We start from the raw sequence: 21,507 nt of genomic DNA, 5'->3' as shown, positions 1-21,507 counted from the left end.
GGGATCGACTTGAGGGGAGTAGCCCACTCCGAGCGCGTCTCTATAATGGCATGACAAACGCCATAACGAGTCAACGCCATGACCTCCCGCATCCCGAACTTCGCCGAGATCCCGCTGGCCGGCGAATCGCTCGCCGTGGTGGCCCCGGCGCTCGGCGAGCCCTGGATGACGCCGGAGGGGATCCCGGTGAAGGGCCGTTACGGGCCGGAGGACCGGGACGGCATCGAGTTCCTCGACACCTATCCGGGGATCGCGCCGTTCCTGCGCGGTCCCTACCCGACCATGTACGTCACCCAGCCCTGGACGATCCGGCAATATGCCGGCTTCTCCACGGCCGAGGATTCGAACGCCTTCTACCGGCGCAACCTCGCGGCTGGGCAGAAGGGCCTGTCGGTGGCCTTCGATCTCGCCACCCACCGGGGCTACGATTCCGACCATCCCCGCGTCTCGGGCGATGTCGGCATGGCGGGCGTGGCGATCGACTCGATCTACGACATGCGCACGCTGTTCTCGGGCATCCCCCTCGACGAGATGACCGTGTCGATGACGATGAACGGCGCGGTGCTGCCGATCCTCGCGCTCTACATCGTGGCGGCCGAGGAGCAGGGCGTGCCGCCGCAGAAGCTCGCCGGCACGATCCAGAATGATATTCTCAAGGAGTTCATGGTCCGCAACACCTACATCTATCCCCCCAAGGGATCGATGCGGATCATCTCGGATATCTTCGCCTATACGTCGAAGAATATGCCGAAGTTCAACTCGATCTCGATCTCCGGCTATCACATGCAGGAAGCCGGGGCGACGAACGACCTGGAACTGGCCTACACGCTGGCCGACGGCGTCGAGTATATCAAGGCGGGTCTGGCGGCCGGGCTGACCATCGATCAGTTCGCCCCGCGCCTGTCGTTCTTCTGGGCGATCTCGACCAACTTCTTCATGGAGATCGCCAAGATGCGGGCCGCGCGCCTGATCTGGGCCAAGCTCGTGAAGGGGTTCGATCCGAAATCCGACAAGTCGCTGGCGCTGCGCACCCACTCGCAGACATCCGGCTGGTCGCTCACCGCGCAGGACGTGTTCAACAACGTCACCCGCACCAACATCGAGGCGATGGCGGCGACGCAAGGCGGCACCCAGTCGCTCCACACCAACGCGCTCGACGAGGCGCTGGCCCTGCCCACCGACTTCTCGGCCCGGATCGCCCGCAACACCCAGCTGTTCCTGCAGCAGGAGAGCGGCACCAGCCGGATCGTCGATCCGTGGGGCGGTTCCTACTACGTCGAGAAGCTCACCGCCGACATGGTCGCCCGGGCCTGGGAGCATATCCGCGAGGTCGACGGGCTCGGCGGCATGGCTAAGGCGATCGAGGCCGGCATCCCCAAGCTGCGGATCGAGGAGGCTGCGGCCCGCGCCCAGGCCCGGATCGATTCCGGTCGCCAGACCATCGTGGGCATCAACAAGTTCCGGGCCGACGACGACATGGCCATCGACCTGCTGCGGGTCGACAACGGCAATGTCCGCCGGCTGCAGATCGACAAGCTCAAGCGCCTGCGTGCCGAGCGCGACGAGGCCGCGGTGTCGGCCCGGCTCGACGCGCTCACCCAGGCCGCGGACGGCCCCGGCAACCTGCTGGAACTCGCCGTCGAGGCCGCCCGCGCCAAGGCGACGGTGGGCGAGATTTCCGAGGCCCTGGAGAAGGCCTGGGGCCGGCACCGCGCCGAGATCCGCTCGATCTCCGGCGTCTACAAGCGCGAGGTGGGGGGCATGTCGCCTGTGATCGAGGAAGTCCGGGCGCTGGTCGAGGCGTTCGAGGAGAACGATGGCCGCCGGCCGCGCATCCTGGTCGCCAAGATGGGCCAGGACGGGCACGATCGCGGCCAGAAGGTGATCGCCTCGGCCTTCGCCGATCTCGGCTTCGACGTCGATATCGGGCCGCTCTTCGCCACCCCGGCCGAGGCCGCCCGGCAGGCGGTTGAGAACGACGTCCACATCGTCGGCGTCTCGTCCCTGGCCGCCGGCCACCTGACCCTGGTGCCGGAACTGAAGGCAGCGCTGACCGAGCAGGGCCGGGACGACGTGATGATCGCCATCGGCGGCGTCATCCCGCCGGGCGATTACGCGGCGCTGACGGCGGCCGGCGCGGCGGCGATCTTCCCGCCCGGCACGGTGATCGCCGAGGCGGCGGTCAAGCTGATCCGGGCGCTGAACGAGCGGCTGGGGTATGAGGCCCGGCAGGCGGCGGAGTGAGAAGCCTCGCGCAGTCCGCGTGAGGCATTCGCGCCCCAAACCGTCCGCCGGATCGATTACTAGACAGGTGGACGGATGGACGCGGAGCTAGCTCCTCAGTTCAGCGCCTGCGGGTCCGCCTCCGTGAGGAAGGCCCCCACCTCGTGGAGGAACTGCATGCGGTTCTTCTCCATCATCACCGTGTGGGTGCCCTCCCCCAGCTCGACGAAGCGCTTGTAGGGGGTGTGCGTGAGCTTGGTGAAGTATTCCTGCGCCTGATAGCTCGGCAGGTCCGCATCCCACTCGGCGTGGATGATCAGCACCGGCACGCGGATCTCGCCGGGGTCGTAGAGCGGCTTGTCCACCGCCCAGTAGGCGTCTTTGTCGGCGACCGTGCCGTTCGGCGCGCGCAGGACCGGCGGCGATTGTGTCGCGCCGACCGGATCGGTCGCGAAGGTCGCGTCGGCCCATTGGTCGAACCAGCCCGCCGGGATCAGGTCGGCCTTCTTGTCCTCGGGCACCCCGGTCAGCCAGCGCGCCCGGGCGCTGTCCCGGCTGACGGTCCGATAGGCGCCCACCGGACCGCCGCCGCCGACCAGGCCGGGCGTGCGCGCCAGCCATTGCGGCGCGTAGAGGACGAGCCGGTTGACCTTGTCGGTGTGGGTGCTGGTGTAGAGCCCCATGGTGGATGTCCCCCAGGACCAGCCCATCAGGTCGATTTTTTCTACGTTGCGTCGCTTGGTGATGAAGTCCACCACCTGCCCGACCACCTTGGCGGCATCGGGGGTGCGCATGAGCGGCGGGTTATCGGCCGGCGGCGCGTCCATGGCGGCCGGGCGTCCGGACAGGCCATAGCCCGGCAGGTCCACGCAATAGACGTCGAAGCCCAGACCCGCGAGGTAATCCATGGCCGACATCCCGCCGAGCGGCAGGTCGAAGGCCGTGGAGGACGGGTAGGTGGAGCCGTGCACGTAGAGCAGGATCCGGTCGCCCGGGAAGCGGTCGATCCCGGCCGGACGCTTGTTGCGCACGTAGATGTCGACGCCCGGCTCGCTCCAGGGCAGGCGGAACTCCTCCATGGCCAACCGGCTCGACGGGGCCGCCGCCGGGGCCGGCGTCGCCGCAACTGCCAGACCGGCGGCGAGCGCCCCGACCAGTTGGCGCCGGGCCAAGCCCTGGCCCGGCCACGTTCCGTTCGGATCGGTCTGCGCTGGTCTGTCCGCCATGGTGTCCTCCGGCCCGCCTTGTCTGGCGGCTCGGGAGATTCAACCGGGGGTTCTGGGCCGGCGCAACGCCCCACGGCGCCGGCCGGCCGACAAGCGGCGGATTCCGTCGCCCGATCCGGCGAAACGCCGTGAAAAAAGCCCGCCCCTGTCGCTGGGGCTGGTGACGCCGCGCCTCCGGGCGGGCATTGAGGCGCAAGATTCCGGGAGACGCCCGTCCATGACGACCCCGACCACGATCGCCACCACGCCCTTCCCCGACCAGAAGCCGGGGACCTCCGGCCTGCGCAAGAAGGTGCCGGTGTTCCGGCAGCCGAACTACGTCGAGAACTTCGTCCAGGCGATCTTCGACACCCTGCCCGAGAAGGCGGGCGCGACCCTGGTGCTCGGCGGCGACGGCCGGTTCCTCAACCGCGAGGTGGTGCAGAAGACGCTGCGGCTCGCCGCCGGCAACGGCTTCGGCCGGGTGCTGGTCGGGCGCGGCGGGCTGCTCTCGACGCCAGCCGCCTCCTGCGTGATCCGCAAGGCCAAGGCGCTTGGCGGCATCATCCTGTCGGCCAGCCACAATCCGGGCGGGCCGGAGGGCGATTTCGGCATCAAGTTCAACGCCGCCAATGGCGGTCCGGCGCCCGAATCCGTCACCGACGCGATCTTCGCACGCGCCAAGGCGCTGACCGAATACCACCTCGTCGACGCCCCGGACCTCGACCTCGACACGCTCGGCGACACTCGCCTCGGCGCCATGACGGTCACGGTGATCGACCCGGTGGCCGATTTTGCCGAGCTGATGCGCACGCTGATCGACTTCGACGCGGTGTCGCGCCTGTTCGCCTCGGGCTTCCGCATGCGCTTCGACGCCATGAGCGCGGTGACGGGCCCCTACGCCACCGCGATCCTGGAGGGGATGCTCGGCGCGCCGGCCGGGACGGTGGTCAACGCGGTGCCGAAAGAGGATTTCGGCGGCCACCACCCGGATCCGAACCCGGTCCATTGCCACGACCTGTTCGACCTGATGCAGGGGCCGGACGCGCCGGATTTCGGCGCGGCGTCCGATGGCGACGGCGACCGCAACATGATCGTGGCCCCGGGCCTGTTCGTGACCCCGAGCGACAGCCTCGCGCTTCTGGCCGCCCACGCCCACCGGGCGCCGGGCTATGCCGGGGGCCTCGCGGGCGTCGCGCGCTCCATGCCCACGAGCCGCGCCGCCGACCGGGTCGCGGCCGCCCTCGGCATCAAGGCCTACGAGACGCCCACCGGCTGGAAGTTCTTCGGCAACCTGCTGGATGCGGGCCTCATCACCTTGTGCGGTGAGGAGAGCGCCGGCACCGGCTCGAACCATGTGCGCGAGAAGGACGGGCTCTGGGCGGTGCTGCTCTGGCTCAACATCCTGGCGGCAACGGGCGAGCGCGCCGACGCGCTGGTACGCGCCCATTGGCAGACCTACGGGCGCGACTACTACGCCCGCCACGACTACGAGGAGGTGGATTCGGACGCCGCCAATGGCCTGATGGACGCGCTCCGCGAAAAGCTCGCCGGGCTGCCGGGGACGCGGATCGGCGATCTCACGGTGTCGACCGCCGACGAGTTCGCCTACCGCGATCCGGTCGACGGCTCGCTGACCGAGCGCCAGGGCATCCGGATCGGCTTTGCCGAGGATGCGCGCGCCGTATTCCGGCTCTCGGGCACCGGCACCGCCGGGGCGACGTTGCGGGTCTATCTGGAGCGCTACGAGAACGCGCCGGACCGGCTCGACCTCCCCGTGGCCGAGGTGCTTGCCTCTGTCGCGGCGGCGGCTGGCACGATCGCCGAAATCGCGCCGCGCACCGGCCGGCCCGAGCCGAGCGTGGTGACCTGAAACGGGGTTTCCAAAGGGCGAGCCCTTTGGCGGGGTTCGGGGGCGGAGCCCCCGAGATCGGGCGAAGCCCGGCACCAGGGCTCTGCCCTGGACCCGGAAAAGGTCGAATACCTTTTGAGACCGGGACTTTTTGCCGACGTGCCTAGCCCGCTGACGGGCCGGCGATGGGTGCCGCGGAACGACGGCATCGTCCATCAGGGCGCACTTGCACGATCGCCAGAGGGGGCATCGCCCAGCACCTTCACCATGTGCACGGTGATGTCGTCGTCCCGGGTCCGGCCCGGGCCGGCATAGGGCTCCTCCCGCTCCACCCGGTAGCCGAGCGCGCCGTAGAGGCGCAGGTTCGCAACGTACTTCTTGTTGGTGTAGAGGCGCAGCCGCGCCAGCCCCGTCTCTCCGGCAATCCCCTCGGCGAGACCGAGCAGCTGGGTGCCGAGGCCCCGCCCCTGGAAGGCCGGATGCACCGCCACGTTGACGATCAGCAGGTGGTCGGTCTCGGCTTGGGTCTCGATCAGTGCGGCAAGGTCCGCGCCGGCCCGCAGCAGATCGAACCGGTGGGTCCGCACGGCCTCGGCGTAGTCCGCCTGCATCGGTGTCGGCAGGCGCCCGATCACCGGGATCCACTTGGTGTAGGCTGCCTCGACCAGCGCGCGGATCGCCTCCGCGTCCGCCGGCTCCCCGCGCCGGATCGCAATCGTCTCGTCCACCAAACGACCTCCTGTGGTTGACCGCGGCGCCCCCGTCCCCTAAGACGCAGCCCGTCGATGGGGCTCCGCACGGGGCCCCTTGGCGTTTTCACGCGCACCCGTGGGCGGGATACTCCCGCCCTGTCGTCCCCGACATCCTGTCCGGGAAAAGGAGGGCGCGTTCCTCAATCTCGGTCACGAGAGGACGCGAAGTAGATGTCAAAGCGGATTCAGGCGAAGCACAAGCTCGACCGCCGCATGGGCCAGAACATCTGGGGCCGCCCGAAGAGCCCCGTCAACCGCCGTGAGTACGGCCCCGGCCAGCACGGCCAGCGCCGTAAGGGCAAGATGAGCGACTTCGGCACGCAGCTGCGCGCCAAGCAGAAGCTCAAGGGCTATTACGGCAACATCACCGAGAAGCAGTTCCGTCGCTACTACGCCGAGGCGATCCGCCAGCGTGGCGATTCCGGCGAGAACCTCGTGGGCCTGCTCGAGCGCCGCCTCGATGCCGTGGTCTACCGGTCGAAGTTCGTCGCGACCCCGTTCGCCGCGCGCCAGTTCGTCAACCACGGCCACGTCAAGGTCAACGGCGTGCGCGTCAACATCCCGAGCTACCAGGTGAAGGCCGGTGACCTCATCGAGGTCAAGGAGTCGTCCCGTCAGCTCGAGATCGTCATCGTGGCGACCCAGCTCCCCGAGCGCGACGTGCCGGACTACATCGAGGCCGATCACGCCAAGATGACCGCTCGCGTCACCCGCATCCCCACCCTGTCCGAGGTGCCCTACCCGGTGCAGATGGAGCCGAACCTCGTCATCGAGTTCTACTCCCGCTAAAATTCGACCGGAGACGGTCTCGACGGAGGGGCTGCCCATCGGGCGGCCCCTTCGCGTTTCTGCTGCCGCGTCCCTGAGCGATGGCTTGCGGGACGGGACCCCGGGACCTCAGCACCCGTGGCAGATCGAGCCCATCGTGTTGTGCATCTTGCTGTCCCAGGCCTTCGAGCGGGCCTCCGCAGCCTTCTGGGCCTTGATCATCTCGGCCTCGTTCACAGGGCGCGGTCCTCCGGTGGCCGTCAGGCCGGCGCCAGGGGGCTTGGTCTGGCCCGTGGCGGTGAGCTGCCGGCTGCGCCGGACGCCGGGGGCCGAATCCGGGACCGGTGCGACGCCGGCACCCCGGTCGGAACCCGGGGCCTGGGCCAGCGCTGGACTCGCCCCGAGCAGAACGCCCAGGATCACCGCCTGACGGATCGTTGCCATGAACCAGATCTCCCCGGCGGGGGTTCGTGTCCCTGTCCCGCCTCTTGTGAATGCAATCTTAGCGGATCCGAGCCGTGAAATCACACCGCCGGAGGGGGCCCGGTGAGCGACGCAATGCCCCCCCGTAATCGGCGCGAGGCGGTGGCGGCGGCGCTGGCGCGGCTCGCCCCGCGCCTGCCGGACTTCGAGGCCGATTCCGTCCTGGCTCGGGCGCTGGCGAGTCCGGGCCTGCGCCGGGCCGCGCCCGAGACCGCGGCGCGGCTCGCCCTCGTGACCTATGCCCGTCATGTCTTCACCGATTACGATGACCTCCTGGCCGACGGGTATGACCGGGACAGCGCCCGGCACTTCGTCCTCGACGACCTCAACGCGGCGCTCGTCGGCTGGGGCGCCGCGCCGATTCCCGAGGAGGAGGCCGAGCAAGAGGCCGACGACGAGGGCGATACCGGGGACGAGCCGGAGGGCGATCCGTCCCCGGAGGCGCGCTGAGGCGGTCGCGCGCGGGCCCACCTTGCTGTAGGAGACCGGCCCAGAGCCGCCCGGTGCGGCAGGGGATCCGGACTCATGAAGATCAGCGCGCGCAACGTCATCAAGGGCACGGTCGTCTCGGTCGAAAAGGGTGCGACCACGTCCCACGTGAAGATCGAGATCAGCCCCGGCCAAGTGGTCACGGCCTCGATCACCAACGCGGCGGTCGATTCGCTCAAGCTCGTCGCCGGCGGTTCCGCCTATGCGGTGATCAAGGCCTCCGACGTGATGGTGGCGGTCGACTGAGGCGGCGGAATACGCCCGCCAGCTCGATCGGTACGGGTCGGCGATGGCCCCCTAGCCACGACCCTGATCCTGAGGTGCGGCGAAGCCGCCTCGGAAGAGGGTTTCGCTGCGCTTCGGTACCCTAGGACGCGGGTGCGGATGGGGAGGATGGCTTAGACCAGGCCTCGCCTTCGCGCCCAGACTGCCGGCGGCTTCGAGGCCGCCCGAACCAGGAGATCCACGCGTGCAGAAGACGGTGCTCGGTATCGAGACCACCTGCGACGAGACCGCCGCCGCATTGGTCTCGGTCGACGCGGATGGCGTCGGGCAGATCCGCGCCGACGAGGTGCTAAGCCAGATCGCCGAGCACGCGGCCTATGGCGGCGTCGTGCCCGAGATCGCCGCCCGCGCCCATGTGGAGGTGCTCGACCGGCTGATCGCCCGCGCCCTTGAGAGAGCCGGGATCGGCTTGCCCGAGCTCGACGGGATCGCGGTGGCGGCCGGGCCGGGGCTGATCGGCGGCGTGCTGGTCGGACTCGTCACCGCCAAGACCCTGGCGCTCGTGACCCGCAAGCCGCTGCTCGCCGTGAATCACCTGGAGGCCCACGCCCTCACGGCCCGGCTGACCGACGGGATCGCCTTCCCGTACCTGCTGCTGCTGGTCTCGGGCGGCCACACCCAACTCCTGGCGGTGCGCGGCGTCGGCGACTACGTCCGGCTCGGCTCCACCATCGACGACGCCATCGGCGAGGCCTTCGACAAGGCCGCCAAGCTGCTGGGCCTCGGCTATCCCGGCGGCCCCGAAGTCGAGCGCATGGCCGAGGCCGGCGATCCCGAGCGCTTCGCCCTGCCCAGGCCGATGCTCGGCCGGCGCGAGGCCGATTTCTCCCTCTCGGGCCTCAAGACCGCCCTGCGGATCGAGGCGGAAAAGATCGCCCCCCTCGCCGAGCGCGACGTCGCCGATCTCTGCGCCGGCTTCCAGGCCGCGGTGGTCGACGTCGTGGTGGATCGCGCTCGGGTCGCCCTGCGCGCCTTCTCGGGCGTGGCCGGACGGCCCACCGCCCTGGTGGCGGCAGGGGGCGTGGCGGCCAACGGCGCGATCCGGCGGGCGCTCGCCGCGCTGGCCGGCGAGGCGGGCTTGAGCTTCGTCGCCCCGCCCCTGCACCTCTGCGGCGACAACGGCGCGATGATCGCCTGGGCCGGTCTGGAGCGCCTGCGCCTCGGGCTGGTGGACGACCTCACCGCCCCGGCTCGGCCGCGCTGGCCGCTTTCGGCCGATCCGGCCGCCGCTGCGGCGGCCGGATGAGCGCGGCGGCGCGACGCGCGCATTGGCGCGAACTCGTCGAACGCCGCCTGCCCGAGGCCGCCCGGCCGGACTGGCCGGTGCGCCTCGACCATTGCTTCGCGCGAATCCTGCTCGACAACACCTGCGGCGGCCCCTGGCGCGACCATGTCCGCCCGCCGGCCTATGCCAACATGCCGCTCGATCAGCTCGAGATGGCGATCGCGCTGGGTGAGGCCGTGCTCGCCGGACACGCGGATCTCGCCCTCCTGAACCGCCGCTCCCTGGCATGGCGCGGAAAGATCGCGTGTGCCGCGGTCCCCGACGCCCTCCGGGACGGAGACCTGATCCTGCGCCGCTGGCGTCCGGACGACACGGCACCCTTCGCGGCGCTCAACGCCGACCCGGCGGTGATGGCCTATTTCCCCCGGCCGCGGACGGAAGCGGAGAGCGCCGTCGAGGCGGGCTTCTGCGACCGGCGCTTCGTGGCCGACGGCTTCGGACCCTGGGCGGTCGAGCAGGGCGGCCGGTTCCTCGGCTTCGTCGGCGCCTTCCGGATCATGCGGGCCACGCCGTTCCCAGGGGGCGAGCGGGTCGGCGCGACGATCGAACTGGGCTGGCGTCTTGCGCAGGATGCCTGGGGCCGCGGCCTCGCCACCCGGGCCGCGCAGCTGACCCTCGCCGACCTCGCCGGGCGCTGCGGCATCCGCACCGTCGTGGCCTACACGGCCGCTGGAAACGACCGCTCCCGGGCCGTGATGGAGCGCCTCGGCATGGTCCCGGCCGGAACCTTCCCGCATCCGGCGGTATCGGACGGGCCTTCGCGCGTCCATCGGCTGTATCGGCTCGAACTCGCGGAGGTCCCGGCATGAGCATGTCGATCAACGTCGTCGGCGGGGGAGCCTGGGGCACGGCGCTCGCTAACGCCGCGGCGGCGGCCGGGCATCCCGTCACGCTCTGGCTGCGCGACCCGGAGGCTGCCACCAGGCTCCAGGCCGAGCGGGAGAATCCGCGCTACCTGCCGGGCGTCCCGCTCCATCCGCGCATCCGCGCGACGGCGCAGTCCGAAAAACTCGCCGGCGCCCAAGCGACCCTGCTGGTGGTGCCGGCCCAGACCGTGCGCGGCGTGCTGGAATCCCTGCGCGCGCCGCTGGCCTCGGCCGGGCCAGTCATCCTCTGCGCCAAGGGGATCGAGCGCGGCAGCGACAGCTTCATGAGCGCCGTGGCCGAGCAGGTACTGCCGCCGGACACGCCCGTCGCGGTCCTGTCGGGCCCGAGCTTCGCGGCCGATGTCGCCCGCGGCCTGCCTACCGCCGTGACCCTGGCGGCGGCCGATCCCGGCCGTGCCGCGTCCCTGTCGGCGCTGCTCTCGGGACCAAGCCTGCGGCTCTACCACACCGACGACGTGCGCGGCGTCGAGATCGGCGGGGCCGGCAAGAACGTGCTGGCCATCGCGTGCGGAATCGTGGCCGGGCGCGGCCTCGGCGAGAGCGCCCGGGCGGCGCTGATCGCCCGGGCCTTCGCCGAGCTGATGCGCTTCGCCCGGGCCTTCGGCGGCCGGCCCGAGACGCTGATGGGCCTCTCGGGGCTCGGCGATCTGGTGCTGACCGCCTCCTCGCCGCAATCGCGCAACTTCGCCTTCGGGCAGCGGCTCGGCGCCGGGGCGGGTCCGGACGAGGCCGCGGGCGGCAAGCTCGCCGAGGGCGCCTTCACGGCGGCGGCCTTGGCGGGCCTCGCAGCCGCCCAGGGCGTCGAGATGCCGGTGGCGCAGGCGGTCGCGGCGATCGTGGCGGGCTCGGCCGGGGTCGACGACGTGGTGGCGGGGCTGCTGGCGCGGCCGCTGCGGGGGGAGATGGATTAGGGGGCTGCCGGACGTTCAAGACGCACGCGGTCTGATCGTTGGAATGGCCGCTTGGAGTAGCGTTTTGCCGGTCAGCTTTCGAGCATCGAATGCAATAAGCGAGCGTCACCAACTTGCCCATGATGCGGCGGACCGCATCATCGCTGTTCTGCGCCGCAGCGATGGGAGCTCCGCTCAGGAGGGCATCGGTTATGCCGAGCCGGCTCCAAATTTCTGTTTTGACGCGCTCTTCTGCACTGAACCAGTGCCCGCGTCGGCGGAGAGCGCTCAAGCCACGCGGGGGAACGCCGCCGGCTCACGGATCGTCTACACGCGGATCAACGACCAAAAAGAAGCAGGCGCCTCTCCGTTGTTGGAGGTGGCGGGCGAGCCGATGCCCCAGGGCAGCCCCTGCCCTGGCGCGGGCGGGGGAACGACTCACGGTCGCCGACGTGGCACCCTTCGACCCGCTGGCGCGCGCCTGACGCCGCGCGTGCGACTGCGCGGTTCCCGGCGATCAGAGGGTTGGCTCTCTGTGCCTATTTACGGCTGTTCCTGTGACTGAATTGGCAAATTTGATGTCAGTGTGCGCTGTAACTTAGAGAACACAGCCGGCAATAAACGGCGGTCTATCATGGCCGGCGACTGCGTTGCGATCGCTTACGCCCTCGACTCGACGAGCTTAAGGACATCACGCTGAAAACAAGTACCCGCACGCGCGAGATCGCAGCTGACGGGTCCATGTAGGGCGACGAGGGACGCAACGATGGCAGGTGGTCAGGGCGGAAACGGCGCAGGTGGCACTGGCGGCGGTACGCCCGGTCAAGACGATCCGACGCAAACTGGAACGGGTGGAACCGGTGGTTCGGGTACCCAGCCAGGCGCCGGTGGCGGCGGCGGTGGAAGCGGAGCTGCGGGTGGCGCCGGTGGCTCAGGTGATGGCGGCGCGGCTGGAGGCGCAGCAACTACGTCACAACAGCAGGTCAACACCGCAGTCAACGGCGCTCAAGGTACATCTGCAACAGCTGGAACGAACGGCGGCGGCGGCGGCGGCGGTGGTGCTCCGTCTGCTTTATTTAATTACAATGGTGCCGGCACACTCCCCTCCACCAACTACTCTAATATTGTCGGCATCGGCGGAAGTGGTGGCGCTGGTGATGGTACTGGTAGCGGCGGCGGCGGTGGTGGTGGCGGCTCCCTAGCTAGATTTGCAGCCGGAAGCTCCAACAATACCACTAACGGAACGATCATTACTGGTGGGGCTGGTGGAGCTGGTGGTGCGGCTGGCGGTGCCGCAGGTTCGTCCGGCGGCAACGGCGGCGATGGCGGCGCAGCTCTCTATTACGGCGACAACTCCACCTTCACGATCGTCAACGGAGCGACGGTCACAGGCGGCGCCGGCGGGGCCGGAGGCAGCGGCGGTCTGAGCGGCATTGCTGGCACCCAAGGTGCGGGCGGGGCTGGCGTAGTTGCCTCGAACTCGACCATCTCGGTGAACGCCAATGGTACGCTGGCCGGCGGCACTGGCTCGACCATGGGCAACGCCGCGACGTTCACGTCGGGCGCGAACACGCTCAATCTCGGTGGCGCGATCAATGGCAACGTCGCGATCCAGACCGGCACGCTGCAGATCAACGCGGCCGCCGGTGGCTCGACGCTGGCCAATACGATCACCGGGGCCGGCGGTGTCATTCAGAACAGCGCCAACACCCTGACGCTGACCGGGGCCAACACCTACTCGGGCGGCACGACGATCGGCGCGGCCGGGAGCGCCACATCCAGCACGTTACAGCTCGGTGGAGCGACCTCGGCCGGCACGGGGCCGATCACTTTCGCCAGCATGTCGGGCAACGCCACCGCGCGACTCGGGCTCGATGTTGCCGCTCAGCCGGCTAACAACACCACCTTCTCCAACACGATCGCCAACTTCGGCTCCGGCAACGAACTCGCACTGACCGGGCTAAGCAACTCCAGCGTCAGCTACAACAGTGCCAGCACCTCGATCACCGTCACCGGCACCCGGGTTGGCGGCGGTCAGGTGAGCGAGAACTTCGTGCTGTCCGCCCCGCGTGCGACCAACTTCTCGGCGACGTCGGATGGCCAAGGCAACACCATCATCCGGGCTGCGGCGCCTAACCCGCCGGCCAGTAACGCGCCGTGCTATTGTACCGGCACGCGGATCCTCACCGATCACGGCGAGGTCGCCGTCGAGAACCTCGCGATCGGTGATCGGGTCGTGACCGCCGCCGGCGCGCTCCGCCCCATCCGCTGGATCGGCACCCGCAGCTACATCGGCCGCTTCGCGAACACCAACCCCGCAATCCTGCCGGTATGCGTTAAGGCTGGGGCGCTCGCCGACGGCATCCCCTCCCGTGATCTGTGGGTCTCCCCCGACCACGCGCTCTCCCTCGATGGCGTGCTGATCCCGGCCGAGCACCTCGTCAACGGTTCCACCATCGTCAAGGCGGACACCGTCGAGAGCGTCACCTACTGGCACATCGAACTCGAGAGCCACGACGTCCTGCTCGCCGAGGGGGCCCCGGCCGAGAGCTTCGTCGACGATGGCGGTCGGGCGATCTTTCATAACGCCGCCAGCTACCGCACCCTGTATCCGCACCAGCCGACGTGGCCGGTCGCGGCGGTTTACTGTGCCGAGCGCGTGACGAGCGGGTACGCCCTGGAGGCGGTGCGCCGCCGCCTCGCGATCCGCGCTGGCCTCCCGGTCGCGCCCATGCGCGTGTTCGGCGAACTGCTGGGCCACCTCGACCTGTGCGATGGCATGCGTGTCACGGGCTGGGCGCTGGACCTCGCGCATCCGGACGGGCCGGTCTGCCTCGACGTGGTGGTCGATGGCACCGTGGTGGCGCTGGCCTGCGCCGAAGTCTACCGGGCCGATCTGGAGGCCGCCGGCATCGGCAACGGCTGCCACGCCTTCGATCTCGCGCTGCCCCGGCCGCTCACGCCCGAGGCCGCCTACACCGTCGAGGTCCGTCGCTCGGCCGACGGCGCTGTCGTCGGCGCGCTGCGGGTCGAGGCTGCGATCGCGATCGCCGCCTGATTCATGGCGTTGCGCGGGCACGTCGACTGGCTGACCCGCCAACAGATGATCGGCTGGGCGCAGGACACATCTGCGCCCGACACGCCTGTCAGCCTCTTCGTCTCGGTCGATGGCCGGGTGGTGGGCCGCTGCTTGGCCGATCGGCCCCGGGACGATCTCGTGCGCGAGGGCATCGGGCACGGCCGGCACGGCTTCGACTTCGCGTTCCCGGGCGGGTCGTTGCCGGCACTCGATCGCTGCACGGTGACGGTCCGCCGGGAGGGCGATGGTGCCGTCCTGCCGGGCTCGCCCCGGGCTCTCGATCCGATCACCCTGTTTGACGAGGATCTGCAGGAGCGGCTGGCGCGCGCCCTCGTCGAGCCTGTCGATCAGGACGAAGCCGAACGCCGGCTCACCTTCCTCATGGACCAAGTGCAGCGCCTGCGGTTGGCGCACGCTGACCGGCACGCGCTGCCGGCCACGGCACCGAACCGGCGGCGCGCGCTCGTCATCGACACCGTGATGCCGGCCACAGGTCGCGATGCGGGCTCGAATGCGATCCGCTCGCACATGCGCTCGCTGCATCGGCTCGGCTATGCCGTGACGTTCGTACCGACCGATCTCTGGGCCGATGGTGCGGCTCTGGAGGCGGAGGGAATCACCTGCTGCCTGCACCCCTGGTACGCCACCGTCGAGGAGGTGCTGTGCCGGCACGCCGGAGCCTTCGCGCTCGTGTACCTACATCGCGTCGATACCGCCGGCCGGTACATGCAACTCGTGCGCGACACGCAGCGGAGTGCGCGGCTGGTCTACAGCGTCGCCGATCTGCACCACCTGCGCACGGCCCGGCAGGCTGAAATCGAGGGTCGGACGGATCTCGCCGCCTACGCCGAGCACCTGCGGCTCCTGGAGCTGACCGCGGCGCGGACGGCGGACGCAGTGATCACCCACTCGACCCACGAGGCGGAGATCCTGCGCCGGCACGTTCCGTCCGAGCGCGTGCACGTCGTGCCCTGGGCGGTGTCCCTGCGCCCGACCGGCGTGCCGATCGCCGAGCGGCGGGGCATCGCCTTCATCGGCGGCTACGCGCACCGGCCGAACGTCGACGCAGCGCACTTCCTGATCGAGGCGGTACTGCCGGAACTGCGGGCGCGGGGCTTCGACGCACCGTGCCTGCTGGTCGGCAGCGACATGCCGGAGAGCCTGAAAGAGCTCGCCGCCGCACGATCCAGGGTGGAGGCGATCGGGCCGGTGGCAGACCTCGCAGCGGTGTTCGCCAGGGTCCGGCTCACCGTGGCGCCGCTGGCCTACGGGGCCGGGGTGAAGGGCAAGGTGCTGGACAGCCTGGCGGCGGGGGTGCCGTGCGTGTGCACGTCGGCGGCGGCGGAGGGGATCGCGCTGTCCGAACCGCTCGCCGGGCTGGTGGCGGACACGCCGGCGGGGCTGGCGCGGTCGATCGTGACGCTCCATGAGGATGCGGACCTCCACCGGGCCTGCGTGGAGGCGGGCTTGGCCTACGTGGCCGAGTGGCTGAGCGAGGATCAGGTCGACGGGGCGATGCGGGCGGCCTTGGATCTGCCGACGACGGTTGCCGCTGCCGGTGCCCCATAGACGTGCCTCTGCGTCTGCCGAAGCGCAGAACGGCTCAGGTCCGGTTTTCGGCAACACGCCAACTTACGCGTCCCACTTGGAGCCGAAGGTATCGGATGACCGACGGACGGCTGCTTCTGGGATGCACGGACGGCGGTCCGCACGGCTGCGTTGGATCGAAACGACGTGTCAACGATCGGGCTGATTGAGGTTCACACCCCCGGCAAGTTCGCTTCGACACGGAGGCACACCGCATCGTCCCGAAGCCCGGGTCGCCGCGTCAGGGTGCTGCCCTGACGACCCGCCAAAGGGCTCACCCCTTCGCAAACCCGTGACTCGCCCCGCGGAACGCCGCCGTGATCGCCCGCAGCGTGTCCCGGGTCTTCGGGTCGGAGGGGGCGGCGTGCAGCACGATCGCCAGCGCGGACAGCGGCGGCAGGCCGAGCGCCGGGCCGACATCCACGACATCGGCCGGCGCGAGCCGGCGCGGGAAGGCCGCCACCGCCAGCCCCGCCGACAGAGCCGCGGCGATCGCGGCCGTCCCGCCTAAAAAGACCTCCGTCCAGGCGATCCCGGCCCGGTCGAGCAGCCGGCCCGCCACGTCGCGGACGGCGCAGCAGGGCGCGGTCGCGGCCAGCCGCAGCGGCTCCCCCGCCCGGTGCGCGAAGCCCGGCGCCGCGAACCAGCCGAACGGCTCCGGCCCCAGGATCTCGCCCGCGCGCCGGTCGTCGTCGCTGCGGATGATCGCCGCGTCGAGCCGGCCCGCCTCGAAGCCGTCCAGCAGGGGACGGGCGTTGTCGATCTGCACCTCCATGGTCAGCGCCGGATCGACGGCTTTAATCCGCGCCAGCAGGGCCGGAACCTCCGGCCCCATCACGTGGGCCGCGATCCCGAGCCGGAAACGGCGCGGCGGCGCCGTCAGCCCCGCCAAAGCCCGCTCATGCGCGGCCAAAAAGTCCCGCGCCGCCGCGAGGAAGACCGCCCCCTGCGCCGACAGGCGGACCTGACGGGGCGTCCGCTCGATCAGCCGCTGGCCGAGCCCGTCCTCCAGCCGCTTCAGCTTCACGCTGACGGCGGCCTGCGTCGTCCCCAGCGCCTCGGCCGCCCGTGTGAAGCTCCTGTGATCCGCCACCGTCACGAAGGCGCGCACGGACTCGACGTCGAGAACGGCCATGCGGTCCATCCCAAAGTGTCATCACTGAAATCGATATCCATCCGATTGTGTTGTGATCAAGGGGGCGTCACCTTCGGCCGCATCGTCCGCTCTCCGAAGGTTTTTTCCATGGTCGGCGACCATCATCTGCAATCGAACGCGCCTATTTCCGCCATCGATCCGGGAATAGGCCGGTCTTTGGTGCGGGATCGACATCGCAATACGCTGGCGCTCGCGGCGATCTGCCTGTCGGCCCTGATGCTGGGACTGGAGATTTCCAGCATCCCGTCGATCCTGCCGACCCTGGAGCGGGTCCTGGGCGCCGATTTCCGGCAGCTGCAGTGGATCATGAACGCCTACACGGTGGCCATGACCACCTGCCTGATGGCCATGGGAACCCTGGCCGACCGCTTCGGCCGTCGCCGGGTGTTCCTCGTCGGCGTCGCGGCCTTCGGGGCGGCCTCGCTGCTCTGCGGGCTGGCGCCGAGCGCCCCGGTCCTGATCGCGGCCCGGTTCCTCCAGGGGGCGAGCGGCGCCGCGATGCTGGCCTGCCAGACCGCCGTGCTGTCCCACCAGTTCCGGGACGGCGCCGAGCGCGGGGTGGCGTTCGGCTGGTGGGGGATCGTGTTCGGATTCGGCCTCGGCTTCGGGCCGCTGATCGGCGGCGTCACCGTGGCGGTGCTGGCTTGGGAATGGGTGTTCCTGGTCCATGTCGGGCTGGCGCTCGTCACCCTCGCCCTGGGCCGCGCGGGCGTCGCCGAATCCGCCGATCCTCAGGCGCTGCGCATCGACCTGCCGGGGATCGCGACCCTGTCGCTTGCCGTGTTCAGCCTCGTCTATCTGATCACTCGGGGGGAGAAACTGCGGGTCGAGGACCCGGTGAGCTTCCTGGCGCTGGCCGGCGCCGCAAGCGCGATCGCCTTCGTCATCATCGAGTTGCGCGCAGCGCGGCCGATGTTCGACTTCGCGGCCTTCCGCAACCGGCGCTTCTCCGGCGCCCTGCTCGGGTCGGCGGCGATGAATGCCAGCTTCTGGCCGTTCGTGATCTACCTGCCGATCTACGTCCAGGCGGTCCTGGGCTACGACAGCGTCGCGGCGGGCTTCGTGCTCCTCGCCTACACGCTGCCGACCCTGGCGGTGCCGCCCGTGGCGGAGCGGCTGCTGCTGCGCCACGGCCCGGGCGCGGTCATCCCCCTCGGCCTGTTCACCATCGGGGCGGGGTTCCTGCTCATGCGGCTGGCCGCCACCGGGGCCGAGGCGGGCTGGCTGACGCTGCTGCCCGGCTGCGTCCTGGCTGGCCTCGGCCTCGGCCTCACCAACACGCCGGTCACCAACACCGCCACCGGTGCGGTGTCCGCGGAACGCGCCGGCATGGCCTCCGGCATGGACATGAGCGCGCGCATGATCACGCTGGCGGTCAACATCGCGCTGATGGGCTTCCTGCTGCTCCAGGGCGTCCGGGTGGCCCTCGGCCGGGTTTTGCCCGCGGAGGCGGCCGGTTCGCTCGACGCGCTGGCCGAGGCCGTGGCGGCCGGCACCCTCCCCGCCGACGGGATCGGCCCGGCCGTGGCCCGGCAGGCGCTCGCGTCGGGCTTTGCCGGGGTGATGCTCTACGGGGGGCTCTGCGCCTGGCTGGTCGCGGGCCTGAGCGTGCTCGTTTTCGGCCGGCTCAGGCCGGCGTGACCGTCAAGTCCGGGTTTCCAAAGGGCTGTCGCCCTTTGGTGGGTTGTCCGGGCAAGGCCCTGACGGAACTCAGGGCTCTGCCCTGGACCCGCGACAGGGCTCGCCCTTTCGAAACCAGGACGGGATCGGGCCGCTCACGCCACGGCGGCGACCGGATCCTGCGCGTTGCCGTGGGTGTATTCGGCGAAATGCGCGATCGGCCCGGGCCGGCCGAGCAGGTAGCCCTGCGCGATGGTGCAGTGCTCCGCGGCCAGGAAGGACAGTTCGTCGTCGGTCTCCACGCCCTCCGCCACCACGGCGAGGCCGAGGCCGCGCCCCAGGCCCAGCACGGAACGCACGATCGCGGCGCCCTGCGGGTTGCTGTTCACCGCCTTGATGAACGAGCGATCGATCTTGATCCGGTCGAACGGGAAGGAGCGCAGGTTCGACAGGGAGGAGTAGCCGGTGCCGAAATCGTCCATGGCGATCCGCACGCCGAGCGCCTTGAGCTGGCGCAGGGTGAGCAGCGCCCGCGCCGGATCGCGGATCAGCGCGGTCTCGGTGATCTCGATCTCGAGGCGCTCCGCCTTCAGGCCGCTCTCGAACAGGGCCCCGTGGACGAACTGGACGAAGTGCGGGTTGTGGAGCTGCACCGCCGAGACGTTGACGGCGATCGCCAGGGGCTGCGGCCAGAGGGCCGCCGTCCGGCAGGCCTCGCGCAGCACGAAGGCGCCGATCTCGAGGATCGCCCCGGTCTCCTCGGCGATCGGCACGAACTCGGCCGGGGAGATCGGGCCGCGCTCCGGATGGTGCCAGCGCAGTAGCGCCTCGAAGCCCATCACCGCGCCGGTCTCGATCCGCGTCTGCGGCTGGTAGACGAGGTGCAGCTCGCCCCGGGACACTGCGTGGCGCAGGTCGTGCTCGAGCATGCGCCGGTCGCGGATCTGGGCGCCCATGCTGGCGTCGAAGCGACGGCAGGTGCCGCGCCCCTCGGCCTTGGCCCGGTACAGGGCGGCGTCGGCGTGGCTCAGGAGCGCGCGCTGGTCCTGCGCGTCGTCGGGATAGACCGCCAGCCCGATGCTGGTGGCGATCACCGGGCCGGAGGCCGCCGGCACCGCCGCGAGCATCGCCAGGATCCGTTCGGCCAGCCGCTCGGCCGATCCCTTGGCGGAGCCGTGTCCCAGGGGCGTCAGGATCGCGAACTCGTCGCCGCCGAGCCGGGCCATCAGCTGCGTGGGATCGAGCAGGCCCCCGACGCGCAGCGCGAGGTCGCGCAGCATCGCGTCGCCGGCGGCGTGGCCGAACAGGTCGTTGACCTCCTTGAACCGGTCGAGGTCGAGGCACAGGACGGCGAGCCGGGTGCCCTGGTCGTCCGCTGCGCGCAGCTCCCGCTCCAGCCGGGCGTGGAAGCTCGTCCGGTTGGCGAGCCCCGTGAGGGCGTCGTGATGGGCGAGGTAGTGGATCTGGCTCTCGGCGCGGCGGCGGGCGCGCAGGTCGCGCACCGCCACGGCATAGTGCGGCTGGCGGCCATACTCCGCCATCGGCCGCATGATCACCTCCACCGGGACGGTCCCGCCACCCGCCGGCACGAGTTCGGCCTCGACGGGCTCTCCGGCCGTGCCGGCCGTCGCCGCAAGGCTGGGCAGGTAGGTGGACAGGCGGGCGCCCACCAGGGAAGCGGCCGGCGTGCCGGCGAGCCGGGCGAAGGCCTCGTTGGCACTGACGATCTGGCCGTCGCGGCACACCACGAGGCCCTCGACGGCCGCGTTGGCGAGGCTGCGCAGGCGCTCGCGCTCGGATTCGGCGCGCCGCCGCTCCCGCAGGTCGAGGAGGAGGGCGGCCCCGGCCAGCAGCAGGATCAGCGAGCTCGCCAGGGCGACGGCGGCGGCGAGCCACTCGGTCCGGATCGCGCTCGCGGGGATCGCCACCGTTGGATCGGGCAGGATGGTCACCGCGGCCATCCCGGTGAAGTGATGGCCGCAGATCGCCAGGATCAGCAGCCCGGCGCTGAGGCCCCGGCCCCGGACGGTGACCGCCGACAGGCCCGCCACCAGCGCCAGGGCGCCCAGCACGGCGCCGACCGCCACCGAGACGGCGACCACCGCCGGGTTCCAGATCAGATGCCCCGGCACCTGATAGGCGGCCATGCCGGTGTAGTGCATCGCCGCGATGCCGCCGCCCACGACGGCGCCGCCGATCGCCGCCCGCGCCCGGCCCCCCATGGTCGCCAGGGCGAAGCCGAGCCCGGTGATCGCGACGGCGTCGGCGTAGGACAGGATCGTGAGGCCGATCCCGTAGCCCGAGGGCAGTCCGGGGGCGTAGGCCAGCATGGCCAGGAAATGCGTGGCCCAGATCCCCGAGCCCCCCGCCGCCGCCGCGACGGCGAGCCATGTGTAGCGACCGCGCCCGCCGGCCCGCCCGGCATGGGCGAGCAGCCCGATCGCCGTCGCGCTCGCCAGCGCGCAGACCAGGGCCGCAAGGGCCACCAGCCACAGGTTGTGTTCCCCGACGAAGCAGCCGATCACGGTCAGCATGTGAACAATCAGCGGTAGTTACATGGCTTTGTAGATAGAATTACTAATGATTAGAGTTTAATATTTGAACAACAGCCACGGTCTACTCCGCGGTGCGCGAAGCACGGGTCGGCATAGTCTGCTCCCTGACCGAGCCGGCATCCTGCGCGCGCCGCGGACGCGCGGCACGCACAGGATGCCGGCGGGGAGCGCGCGCGATCGGGGGCCGCTCGCGCGCGCTCCGCCGACGTGGACTCCGGTCCGACGCGGGAGCGCGCGCCACAACAAGGGCTTAGCAGGCTGCTGAAGAAGTCCTGATTTGGCGGCGTCGGAGATGATTTCCGTCGTTTGGACGGTTTCGGCTGACCGGCGATAGCCGGTGGTTCAGCCCCGTCCGCAGCGCCGGGGGCGGTGTCGCCCGGTCAGGCCGCTG

The 21,507-nt window shown here is 70.5% G+C and carries 17 protein-coding genes; 12 read left to right on the top strand and 5 right to left on the bottom strand.

Annotation, left to right across the window (positions count from 1 at the left end):
• Positions 1-78 precede the first annotated feature (78 nt).
• Entirely contained in the window at positions 79-2,244 is a 2,166-nt protein-coding gene (gene scpA / locus MKK84_RS18455; RefSeq protein WP_243922252.1) for a methylmalonyl-CoA mutase, read from the top strand.
• Between the two features lie 95 nt (positions 2,245-2,339).
• Here the strand turns inward: scpA and MKK84_RS18450 are convergent, their stop codons facing one another.
• On the bottom strand, positions 2,340-3,449 hold the full coding sequence (locus MKK84_RS18450) for an alpha/beta hydrolase (RefSeq protein ID WP_243922250.1): 1,110 nt from the start codon (positions 3,447-3,449) through the stop codon (positions 2,340-2,342).
• A 217-nt stretch (positions 3,450-3,666) separates the two neighbouring features.
• On the opposite strand from MKK84_RS18450, the gene MKK84_RS18445 reads away from it, so the two are divergent.
• Entirely contained in the window at positions 3,667-5,301 is a 1,635-nt protein-coding gene (locus MKK84_RS18445) for an alpha-D-glucose phosphate-specific phosphoglucomutase (protein WP_243922248.1), read from the top strand.
• A 194-nt stretch (positions 5,302-5,495) separates the two neighbouring features.
• On the opposite strand, the gene MKK84_RS18440 is transcribed toward MKK84_RS18445, so the two are convergent.
• Entirely contained in the window at positions 5,496-6,008 is a 513-nt protein-coding gene (locus tag MKK84_RS18440) for a GNAT family N-acetyltransferase (protein ID WP_243922246.1), read from the bottom strand.
• Positions 6,009-6,203: 195 nt separating this feature from the next.
• Here MKK84_RS18440 and rpsD point away from each other — a divergent pair, with 195 nt between their 5' ends.
• Positions 6,204-6,821, top strand: a complete 618-nt coding sequence (gene rpsD / locus MKK84_RS18435; RefSeq protein WP_243922244.1) for a 30S ribosomal protein S4 — start codon at positions 6,204-6,206, stop codon at positions 6,819-6,821.
• A gap of 108 nt (positions 6,822-6,929) precedes the next feature.
• On the opposite strand, the gene MKK84_RS18430 is transcribed toward rpsD, so the two are convergent.
• A complete protein-coding gene (locus MKK84_RS18430) occupies positions 6,930-7,244 on the bottom strand; it encodes a hypothetical protein (protein ID WP_243922242.1) in 315 nt (104 codons plus the stop codon).
• A gap of 114 nt (positions 7,245-7,358) precedes the next feature.
• Between MKK84_RS18430 and MKK84_RS18425 the strand changes: the two genes are divergently transcribed.
• The 8 genes from MKK84_RS18425 to MKK84_RS18390 all read left to right on the top strand — a co-directional run bounded on the left by MKK84_RS18425 (position 7,359) and on the right by MKK84_RS18390 (position 15,767).
• Positions 7,359-7,733, top strand: a complete 375-nt coding sequence (locus MKK84_RS18425; RefSeq protein WP_243922240.1) for a DUF2293 domain-containing protein — start codon at positions 7,359-7,361, stop codon at positions 7,731-7,733.
• A 75-nt stretch (positions 7,734-7,808) separates the two neighbouring features.
• A complete protein-coding gene (locus MKK84_RS18420; RefSeq protein WP_243922238.1) occupies positions 7,809-8,018 on the top strand; it encodes a molybdopterin-binding protein in 210 nt (69 codons plus the stop codon).
• 223 nt (positions 8,019-8,241) lie between these two features.
• Complete coding sequence (gene tsaD / locus MKK84_RS18415; RefSeq protein ID WP_243922236.1) at positions 8,242-9,303, top strand: tRNA (adenosine(37)-N6)-threonylcarbamoyltransferase complex transferase subunit TsaD; 1,062 nt, start codon at positions 8,242-8,244, stop codon at positions 9,301-9,303.
• Positions 9,300-10,151 (top strand): GNAT family N-acetyltransferase, encoded by an 852-nt coding sequence (locus MKK84_RS18410; protein ID WP_243922234.1) that lies wholly within the window; start codon positions 9,300-9,302, stop codon positions 10,149-10,151. Before tsaD ends, MKK84_RS18410 begins: the two co-directional genes overlap by 4 nt.
• Positions 10,148-11,140: an NAD(P)H-dependent glycerol-3-phosphate dehydrogenase gene (locus tag MKK84_RS18405; protein ID WP_243922232.1), complete on the top strand. Its 993-nt coding sequence runs from the start codon at positions 10,148-10,150 to the stop codon at positions 11,138-11,140. The genes MKK84_RS18410 and MKK84_RS18405 overlap by 4 nt, the downstream gene beginning before the upstream one ends.
• A 776-nt stretch (positions 11,141-11,916) precedes the next feature.
• Positions 11,917-12,321 carry a hypothetical protein gene (locus MKK84_RS18400; protein ID WP_243922230.1) on the top strand — a complete coding sequence of 135 codons (405 nt, stop codon included), beginning with the start codon at positions 11,917-11,919 and terminating at the stop codon, positions 12,319-12,321.
• 290 nt (positions 12,322-12,611) lie between these two features.
• Positions 12,612-14,177 carry a Hint domain-containing protein gene (locus tag MKK84_RS18395; protein ID WP_243922227.1) on the top strand — a complete coding sequence of 522 codons (1,566 nt, stop codon included), beginning with the start codon at positions 12,612-12,614 and terminating at the stop codon, positions 14,175-14,177.
• A gap of 3 nt (positions 14,178-14,180) precedes the next feature.
• The gene (locus tag MKK84_RS18390) at positions 14,181-15,767 is read left to right on the top strand and encodes a glycosyltransferase (protein ID WP_243922225.1); all 1,587 of its coding nucleotides are present in this window, start codon (positions 14,181-14,183) and stop codon (positions 15,765-15,767) included.
• Between the two features lie 292 nt (positions 15,768-16,059).
• Here MKK84_RS18390 and MKK84_RS18385 read toward each other — a convergent pair whose 3' ends face one another.
• Entirely contained in the window at positions 16,060-16,920 is an 861-nt protein-coding gene (locus tag MKK84_RS18385) for a LysR family transcriptional regulator (protein WP_243922223.1), read from the bottom strand.
• Positions 16,921-17,028: 108 nt separating this feature from the next.
• On the opposite strand from MKK84_RS18385, the gene MKK84_RS18380 reads away from it, so the two are divergent.
• Positions 17,029-18,582 (top strand): MFS transporter, encoded by a 1,554-nt coding sequence (locus tag MKK84_RS18380; protein ID WP_409566524.1) that lies wholly within the window; start codon positions 17,029-17,031, stop codon positions 18,580-18,582.
• Positions 18,583-18,716: 134 nt separating this feature from the next.
• Here the strand turns inward: MKK84_RS18380 and MKK84_RS18375 are convergent, their stop codons facing one another.
• Positions 18,717-21,095 (bottom strand): EAL domain-containing protein, encoded by a 2,379-nt coding sequence (locus MKK84_RS18375; RefSeq protein WP_243922221.1) that lies wholly within the window; start codon positions 21,093-21,095, stop codon positions 18,717-18,719.
• Between the last annotated feature and the right edge of the window lie 412 nt (positions 21,096-21,507).

Source organism: Methylobacterium sp. E-065 (assembly GCF_022829605.1).
GTDB lineage: Bacteria > Pseudomonadota > Alphaproteobacteria > Rhizobiales > Beijerinckiaceae > Methylobacterium.
The sequence above is the reverse complement of the archived record's forward strand: the minus strand, read 5'-3'. Positions and strand labels throughout refer to the sequence as shown.

Excerpts from the sequence above, each read along its gene's own strand:
- MKK84_RS18380 (WP_409566524.1), top strand. The coding sequence starts at position 17,029 with ATGGTCGGCGACCATCATCTGCAATCGAACGCGCCTATTTCCGCCATC.
- MKK84_RS18410 (WP_243922234.1), top strand. The coding sequence starts at position 9,300 with ATGAGCGCGGCGGCGCGACGCGCGCATTGGCGCGAACTCGTCGAACGC.
- MKK84_RS18405 (WP_243922232.1), top strand. The coding sequence starts at position 10,148 with ATGAGCATGTCGATCAACGTCGTCGGCGGGGGAGCCTGGGGCACGGCG.
- MKK84_RS18445 (WP_243922248.1), top strand. The coding sequence starts at position 3,667 with ATGACGACCCCGACCACGATCGCCACCACGCCCTTCCCCGACCAGAAG.
- MKK84_RS18390 (WP_243922225.1), top strand. The coding sequence starts at position 14,181 with ATGGCGTTGCGCGGGCACGTCGACTGGCTGACCCGCCAACAGATGATC.
- MKK84_RS18385 (WP_243922223.1), bottom strand. The coding sequence starts at position 16,920 with ATGGCCGTTCTCGACGTCGAGTCCGTGCGCGCCTTCGTGACGGTGGCG.
- MKK84_RS18420 (WP_243922238.1), top strand. The coding sequence starts at position 7,809 with ATGAAGATCAGCGCGCGCAACGTCATCAAGGGCACGGTCGTCTCGGTC.
- MKK84_RS18430 (WP_243922242.1), bottom strand. The coding sequence starts at position 7,244 with ATGGCAACGATCCGTCAGGCGGTGATCCTGGGCGTTCTGCTCGGGGCG.
- MKK84_RS18425 (WP_243922240.1), top strand. The coding sequence starts at position 7,359 with ATGCCCCCCCGTAATCGGCGCGAGGCGGTGGCGGCGGCGCTGGCGCGG.
- MKK84_RS18375 (WP_243922221.1), bottom strand. The coding sequence starts at position 21,095 with ATGCTGACCGTGATCGGCTGCTTCGTCGGGGAACACAACCTGTGGCTG.
- MKK84_RS18450 (WP_243922250.1), bottom strand. The coding sequence starts at position 3,449 with ATGGCGGACAGACCAGCGCAGACCGATCCGAACGGAACGTGGCCGGGC.
- scpA (WP_243922252.1), top strand. The coding sequence starts at position 79 with ATGACCTCCCGCATCCCGAACTTCGCCGAGATCCCGCTGGCCGGCGAA.
- rpsD (WP_243922244.1), top strand. The coding sequence starts at position 6,204 with ATGTCAAAGCGGATTCAGGCGAAGCACAAGCTCGACCGCCGCATGGGC.